This is a genomic window from Nakamurella sp. (assembly GCF_048594475.1).
Classification (GTDB): domain Bacteria; phylum Actinomycetota; class Actinomycetes; order Mycobacteriales; family Nakamurellaceae; genus Nakamurella.
In genome coordinates this window covers 1-7,670 of the sequence record NZ_JBMDXT010000384.1, presented here as the reverse complement: position 1 = coordinate 7,670, position 7,670 = coordinate 1, and the positions used below count along the sequence as shown (strand labels likewise).

Sequence of the window (7,670 nt, the reverse complement as noted above, 5' to 3'; positions counted from 1 at the left end):
AGCCCGACCGCCAGCCCCGCGATCACCACCGAGATGCCCAGCCACACACCGATTCCCGGGAGTGTCCCGCCGAGCACGGCTCCGCCCACGGCGGCTGCGACCGGCGCGATCCCGGTGAGCAGTCCGGCCGGTCCCGGTCCGAGCCGGCCGACGGCGGAGTACCACAGGACGAATGCCACGGCGGTGACCGCGACGGCCAGCCAGGCGGACGCGACCCACTGGCCGGCGGTCACCGTGGTCACCGCGGCCGGGCCCTCCGCGACCAGGCCGAGCAGGGCGAACATCGCCGCGCCGAGCCACACGGCATGCAGGGACACGCCCCACGGACCGTGCCGGCCGAGCACCGGCAGGGCCAGCAGGGTGAATCCGCATTCGCAGGCCAGCGCCACCGCGGCCCAGCCCAGTCCGGCCCCGTCGCTGCGGCCCGTCCCCTCGACCAGCACGCAGCCCGCCGTCACCACCACGGCGGCGGTGACGACCGGCCCGGCCGGCCGGTGCCGTTGGGCCAGCGGCCCGAGGACGCCCAGGAAGACCGGCGCGCCGGCCACCGCGACGGCGATCACCGCCGGCTCGGCATGCTCGACCCCCCGCACCACGGCGATGTTGAACACGACCAGACCGGACGCGGCCACGCCGGCCAGCCAGAGCCACTCCCGCCCGCGCGGGCGGACCGGGGATCGGCCCGACGCGCGCCCCAGGGCCAGCAGGAGCAGCGCGGCCAGCCCGTAGCGGGCGGCCTGCGCGGTGAACAGGGGTGCGTCGGCCAGCAGCCGGGACACCCCCACGCTGCTGCCGACCAGCGCCATGCCGGTCGCCCCGGCCATCACCGCCCGCCGATCGGCGGATCGTCTCGTCGTTCTCGTCACGGCACCCAGCCTGGGCGGACAATGGTCCGATGAACAGGTCCAAGGAAGGCATGGATCACAGGTCCATCGTCGGGGCGGACTTCCTCGGCCGGCGCATCGGGCAGGCGCCGACCGGCCAGATGTCGGGCTGGTTGGCCGGCCGCATCCGGGCCGCGGCCCGGGACGGGCGGCTCCGCCCGGGCGACCGCCTGCCGGCCAGCCGCACCCTGGCGGCCGACCTCGGGGTGTCCCGCGGCGTCGTCACCGAGGCGTACCGGCGGCTCCTGGAGGACGGCGTCGTGGTCACCCGCGGTCCGGCCGGCACGGTGATCGCCGGCACCGTGGTCGCCGGCACCGTGGTCGCCGGCGCGGTGGTCGCCGGCACCGTGATACCCGGCACTGTGATACCCGGTACCGATCCGGGGGTCCGGTCCGGTTCCGGGCCGGTCGCCGCGTCGGTGGCCCGGCCCATTGATCGAGCCCCCAACGGTGGAGCACCGAACGGCAGGGTCCCGGACGGTCTGATTCCGGGCGGCCCAATTCCGGATGGCTTGATTCCGGACGGCTTGGTTCCGGACGGAGGGGTTCCGGGCAGCGGATCCACACCCGCCGCGGGCCGCCGGCCGGCTCCTCCGCCGGGGACCGGACGGCCCGCTGTCGATCCGTGGGCCGGTTCGACGTCCGCTTTCACGTTCGATCCCCCGGCCGGCGTCGAGGTGTTCACGGCGCTGCGGGCCCAGCCGGCCCGGTACGACCTGTCCCCGGGCGTGCCCGACCTCGCCGCGTTCCCGCGCGCCGGCTGGCTGCGCAGCGAACGGGCGGTCCTGGGCACGCTGACCGCGTCGTCGCTCGGGTACGGCGATCCGGCCGGCGCGCGGCCGTTCCGCCGGGCGGTGGCCGCCTGGCTGGCCCGCTACCGCGGCATCAGCGCCGATCCGGACCGGATCGTCGTCGTCGCCGGGGTCGCCCAGGCGCTGGCGCTGCTGTGCTGGGTGCTGGCCCGGCGGGGAATCGGCGAGATCGCGGTCGAAGATCCCGGCTCCCGTGGCGCGCGGCAGCAGCTGGCGGACTGGGGTGCGCGCACCGTCCCGATCCCGGTCGACAACGAGGGACTGCGGGTCGACCGGCTGGCGGCGACCGGAACGCCCGCCGTGCTGGTCTCGCCGGCCCACCAGTTCCCGATGGGCGTGGTGCTGTCCGGGGCCCGCCGGCGCGAGCTGGCCGCTTGGGCCGACGCCGGCGGCCTGATCATCGAGGACGACTACGACGCCGAGCACCGGTACGACCGGCCGCCGGTCGACGCGATCAAGGCGGCCCGGCCGGACGGCACCTGCTACGCCGGCAGCGTATCCAAGATCCTCGCGCCGGCCCTGCGCCTGGGCTGGTTGGTCCCGCCGGACGGGCTCTACGACGAGGTCGTCGCGGCCAAACAGCAGGCCGATCTGGGCAGCCCGGTGCTGGCCCAGCTGGTCCTGGCGGATCTGATGGAATCGGGCCGGCTGGAGGCGCACCTGCGGTCCGTCCGGCGCCGGCACCGGCTCCGGCGCGACGCGATGATCGCGGCCCTGGGCCGGCACCTGCCGGCCGCGACCGTGCACGGGGCGGCCGCCGGACTGCACCTGACCGTCAGCTTCGACGGGCCGCCCGACCGGGGAGCGCTGGACGACCGGGCGCTGGCCGCCCGGGCGCTGGCGGCCGGCGTCAAGGTCCAGCCGCTGTCCTGGCACCGGGTCGCCCCCGGCCCGCCGGGCCTGGTCCTCGGGTACGCGGCCTCCCCGGCCGGGCAGCTGGAGGACGCCATCGCCCGGTTGGCCGACGTCGCCGGCGGCCGGATCGGCTGAACCGGAACGTCCGACGGGGCAGAGATCGCCGCGCCGGGGGCCAGGACCCCGTCGGGCGTCACCCGGCCGCGGCGCCCCGGTCCCGGGAACGACCCTGACGCCGTTTCCGGGCATTCGTTGCGACACCCTTACGGACCCGGATGGGTGAGATTGTCGGTCCCTCGACGAAGTTATCCACAATGAAATCCGACCCCGTCCTGCGGTGAATGTCCGGTGGTAGTTTCGGGGCGTCGATCCGCCGAGGGAGGAGGAACCGGTGCCACCCTGTCACCGACAGGCGATACTGCCTGTCGCTCAAGACGTCTCATCTCCTGCCGGTCCCGTCGGTGCCGGTTCCCGGCGGATCGGCCCATCATTCACGCCCACCCGCCGGGGTGTGGCCGTGGCACCGTCACCGGCCGGGCCTCATGCCATTTATCAGCATTCACGTTGAATCCTGGCGCAATGACCGGAGCCCGCATCGGGCGGCCCGCGCCATTTCGTCGGCATTCTTTCCGCGCCGGGCGTTCCCGGTCCGGTCGGTCGTCGCCGAACCCGGATCGTCATGACGGAGACGGTGTTCCGGCGGCCGCCCCGGCGCGAACCGCCCCCGGTCGCGGGTGGCGTGGCCGACGTCCGGCCGGCCCCACCGCTGCCGGCCCGGCAGCCGGGCGGGCCGGCGGCCGTGCTCGTCCTGCTGCCGGCCGTGGCCGGGCTGGGGGCGATGGTGCTGATCTTCGCCGCCGGTGGTTCCGGGTTGCCCCTGGCCGCGGGCGTGCTGTTCGGGGTGTCGATGGTCGCGGTCGCCGCCGGTCAGCTGGTGCGCGTCGGCGGCGACCGGTCCCGGCGGATCGCGCAGGCCCGGCGGGACTACTTCCGGCATCTGGCCCGCGTCCGCGACCAGGCCCGGGCGGTGGCCGCCGGTCAGCGGTCGGCCGCGACCTGGCGTCATCCCCCGCCCGACGCCCTCGCGTCGTTGGCCCGGACGAGCCGCCTGTGGGAGCGTCGGCCGGCCGACCCCGACGTCCTCGTCCTGCGCCTCGCGGTCGGCGAGCAGGATCTCGCCCTGGCCCTGCCGGCCGCCGACGAGCAGCCGGTCGACGAGGCCGATCCCGTGGCGGCGCTGGCCCGCGAGCGCCTGCTCCGAGCCCATCGCAGCGTGCCGGCCATGCCGGTGACCCTGTCGCTGCGGCCGCTGTCGGTCGTCCGGTTCGAGGGCAACCTCGCCGCTGCCCGGGGGGTCGTCGCCGCGCTCCTGCTGCAGGCCGTCTGCTGGCACCCGCCGACCGAACTGCGCATCGGCGTGTGCCTGCCGCCCGGGCCGGGCCCGGACCGCGGTCGGGCCTGGGACTGGCTGAAGTGGACACCGCACCTGGCCGATCCGGTGGGCGCACCCGGCCGGGCGCCGGTGCTCGCGGTCGCCACCGACCTGAGCACCCTGGAGGACATGCTCGCCGGCGAGCTGGCCGGCCGGCCCTGGGCGGAGCCGGGCTCCGCCCCCCTGACCGATCGCGGCCACCTGATCGTGCTGGTGGACGGCAGCGCGACGGGCACCCGGTCCGGGGGCCAACTGGCCGGGCCGCAGGGCCTGCTCGGGGTGACCGTCCTGCAGATCGGGGGCGACGGCCCGCTGCCGGCCGGGCGGGGGCTGCGGTTGCGGGTGACGGCGTCCGACGTGCAGACGGTGTCCGTCGACCGGCTGGGTCAGGAGGTCACCGGCCACCTCGGCGTCCCGGACCAGGTCACTCCGGCCGTCGCGGCGGCGACCTGCCGGCACCTGGTCGGTCTGCGGCCGCCGGTCACGGCTGCGGCCGAGCCGGTCGTCACCACCGCCGGCCTGCCGGACCTGCTGGGTCTGGCGGGCCTGCGCTCGCTCGATCCCGCGGTCTGCTGGCGGCCCCGCCCGGCCAACGACCGGCTGCGGGTGGCGATCGGGGTGGGAGGAGTCGGGCAACCGGTCGAACTCGACCTGAAGGAGGCCGCCGAGGGCGGCATGGGGCCGCACGGGTTGATCGTCGGGGCCACCGGGTCGGGCAAGTCCGAGCTGCTGCGCACCCTGGTCCTGGGTCTGGCGATCACCCACCCGCCGGACGTGCTGAACGTGGTGCTCGTCGATTTCAAGGGCGGCGCGACCTTCGCCCGGCTCGATGCGCTGCCGCACACCTCCGCGGTGGTCACCAACCTCGGCGAGCACCTGGATCTGGTCGACCGGATGGCCGACGCGCTGGCCGGCGAGCTGGCCCGGCGGATGCAGCTGCTGCGCGCGGCGGGTGACGTCGCGTCCCTGCGGGACTACCACCGGGCCCGCGCGGGCGGCCGGACCGAGCTGCCGGCGGTGCCCTCCCTGCTGGTCGTAGTCGACGAGTTCAGCGAGCTGCTGACGGCCAAGCCCGAGTTCCTGGACGTGTTCATGACGATCGGGCGGGTCGGCCGGTCGCTGGGGGTGCACCTGCTCTTGGCCTCCCAGCGGCTGGAGGAGGGCCGGCTGCGCGGCCTGGACACCCACCTGTCGTACCGGATCGGGCTCAAGACGTTCTCGGCGGCGGAGTCCCGCATCGTGCTCGGGGTCGACGACGCGTACCGGCTGCCCAGTGCGCCGGGCAACGGCTACCTGCGGTTCGACACCGGCGAGCCGGTCCGGTTCAGGGCCGCCTACGTGTCCGGCCCGCTCCGCGACCGGGTGACCGATCGTCCGTCGGCCGGCCCTGCGGGCCCGCAGGTGTTCCGGTTGACCTCGGGGCTCACCGAGCGCCCGCGGCCCCCGGCGGGGCCGGATCCGGACCCGCTCGACCCCACGGTCGACCCACCCGGATCCTCCGAGGCCGGCCCGCCGGAGCGCGCCCCTGCGACCGTGCTGGAGGTCGCCGTCTCCCGGCTCGCCGGGGCCGGGGTCCCGGCGCATGCGGTGTGGTTGCCGCCGCTGCTGGACCCACCGTCGCTGGATCTGCTGCTGCCGGCCACCCGGCGCCGACCGGGCGAGGACTTCGGGCGCGTCCCGCTCGGCTGGGTGGACCGGCCGTTCGAGCAGGCCCGGGGGGTGCTCGACCTCGATCTGTCCGGGGCGGCCGGGCACGTCGCGATCGTCGGCGCGCCTCAGAGCGGCAAGTCGACCGCCCTGCGCACCTTGATCGGCGCGCTCGCCCTGACCCACGGGCCGGGGGAGCTCTCCGTCTACTGCCTCGATCTGGGTGGTGGCTCGCTGGCGACACTGGCCGGCCTGCCGCAGGTCGGGTCGGTGGCCGGCCGCCTGCACACGGATCTCGTGCGGCGCACGGTGGCGATGGTCGAACGGGTCCTGGCCGCCCGCGAGGCGGCCTTCGCCGCGGCTGGGGTGCCGTCGGTGGCCGACTGGCGCCGGCGGGCGGCCGTGACCCGCACGGCCGATCTGGATCCCGGCGGGTACGGCGACCTGGTGCTGGTCGTCGACGGGTGGGGCGTCCTGCGGGAGACCTTCGAGCCGTTGGAGGCCAGGCTGGTGTCGATCGCGAGCCGCGGCCTCAACTACGGGATCCACCTGGCCGTCACCGCCACCCGGTGGGCCGAACTGCGCCCGGCGCTGCGGGACCTCATCGGCTCGCGGGTCGAGCTGCGACTGGGCGACCCGCTGGACTCCGCCGTCGCCTCCCGGCTGGCGGCGACCGTGCCGGCCGGCCGACCGGGCCGGGGCCTGACATCCGACGGCCACCATCTGCTGACCGCCGTCCCCCGGGTCGACGGCCGCACCTCGGCCGAGGGCCTGCCCGCGGCCGTCGGCGCGCTCACCGATCTCGTCCGCGGGCGCTGGACCGGCCGCGCCCCCGAGGTCCGGGTGCTGCCGGCCACCGTCCGGCCGGCCGACCTGCCCGCGCTCCCCGATCGGGCCGGCGGCGTCGTGCTCGGCCTGGACGAGGACCTGCGCCCGCTCCGTTGGGACCCGGCGGACGACCGGCACCTGCTGGTGATCGGCGAGGAACGCTCCGGCCGATCCACCGTGCTGCTCCGGCTCATTCGTGAGCTCACGGCGGCCCACGGCCCCGACGCGGCCCGGTTCCTGGTGTTCGACCCCGACCGCCGGCTGCCGGCCCTGCCGTTCGGCTCCGGCCAGCTACTGGGCTCGGCGGCAACCGGCCGGGAGGCAGCCGCACTGATCGCGGCCCAGGCACCGCGCCTGGCCGCTCGGCTGCCGGCGCCCGGCACGCCGCCCGACGCGGCGGCCGCCCGGTCCTGGTGGGGTTCGCCGGCCGACGTCTACCTGGTCGTCGACAACTACGAGCGGCTGGCCGGGGCGGCACCGTTCGCCCCGCTGCTGCCGCTGCTCGACCACGCCGGCGACATCGGCCTGCACCTGATCGTCGCCCGCCAGGCCCGCGGGGTCGCCCGCGCACTGTACGAGGGTCTCGTCGCCGGACTGCGGGACACCGGCTGCCCGGCGATGCTGCTGTCCGGGCCGGAGGCCGAGGGTTCCGTCATCGGCCGCGGCCGGCTCGGACCCCGGCCCCCGGGACGCGGTGTCTGGGTCCCCCGACGCGGCGACGAGCGGGTGGTCCAGGCGGTGCTGGAGCCGGCTCCCGCCGGCTGGGCGGAGCCGCGGCGATGACCGACCCGACGGCACCGGCGCCGGTCGTCCGAGCCACCGGGGCGGTCACCCCGGCGGTCCGGCCCACCACCGGCGGGCCTGACGACCCGGACCCGGCCGCGGCGCGGACCGCCGGCTCGACGGCGGGCCCGGCCACCGACCAGACCCTCGACCCGACCACCGACCAGACCGCCGACCCGGTCACCGATCGAACCGCCGACCCGGCCACCTATCGACCCGCCGACCCGGCCACCGATCGGACCGCCGACGGAACCGGCCCGGACGCGCGCCGTTCGTCGGATCGGGGTGTCCGCGGCGGACCGCGCGGATCCGGGTCCGACCGCACCGCCGGCCCCCAGGAACGAGACGTCGCCGCTGCCCCGGCCGCGCGCGCCACCGGGAAGGGCCGGGCCCGTCCGCCGATCGGGTCCGCCGAGCCGGACCCGGTCG

3 protein-coding genes and 1 pseudogene are annotated in these 7,670 nt (G+C 76.6%); 3 read left to right on the top strand and 1 reads right to left on the bottom strand.

Features of this window, described 5'->3' with window-relative positions; all coding sequences use genetic code 11:
* On the bottom strand, positions 1 to 866 hold an 866-nt coding region (locus tag ACOJUF_RS17270; protein ID WP_420123057.1), incomplete at its 3' end, for an EamA family transporter.
* A gap of 29 nt (positions 867 to 895) precedes the next feature.
* Between ACOJUF_RS17270 and ACOJUF_RS17265 the strand changes: the two genes are divergently transcribed.
* The 3 genes and pseudogenes from ACOJUF_RS17265 to ACOJUF_RS17255 all read left to right on the top strand — a co-directional run.
* The gene (locus tag ACOJUF_RS17265; RefSeq protein ID WP_420123056.1) at positions 896 to 2,686 is read left to right on the top strand and encodes an aminotransferase class I/II-fold pyridoxal phosphate-dependent enzyme; all 1,791 of its coding nucleotides are present in this window, start codon (positions 896 to 898) and stop codon (positions 2,684 to 2,686) included.
* Between the two features lie 544 nt (positions 2,687 to 3,230).
* Complete coding sequence (gene eccCa / locus ACOJUF_RS17260; protein ID WP_420123055.1) at positions 3,231 to 7,241, top strand: type VII secretion protein EccCa; 4,011 nt, start codon at positions 3,231 to 3,233, stop codon at positions 7,239 to 7,241.
* Positions 7,238 to 7,670, top strand: a pseudogene (locus ACOJUF_RS17255) (hypothetical protein); the annotation flags it as partial. The gene eccCa and the pseudogene ACOJUF_RS17255, both read left to right, overlap by 4 nt.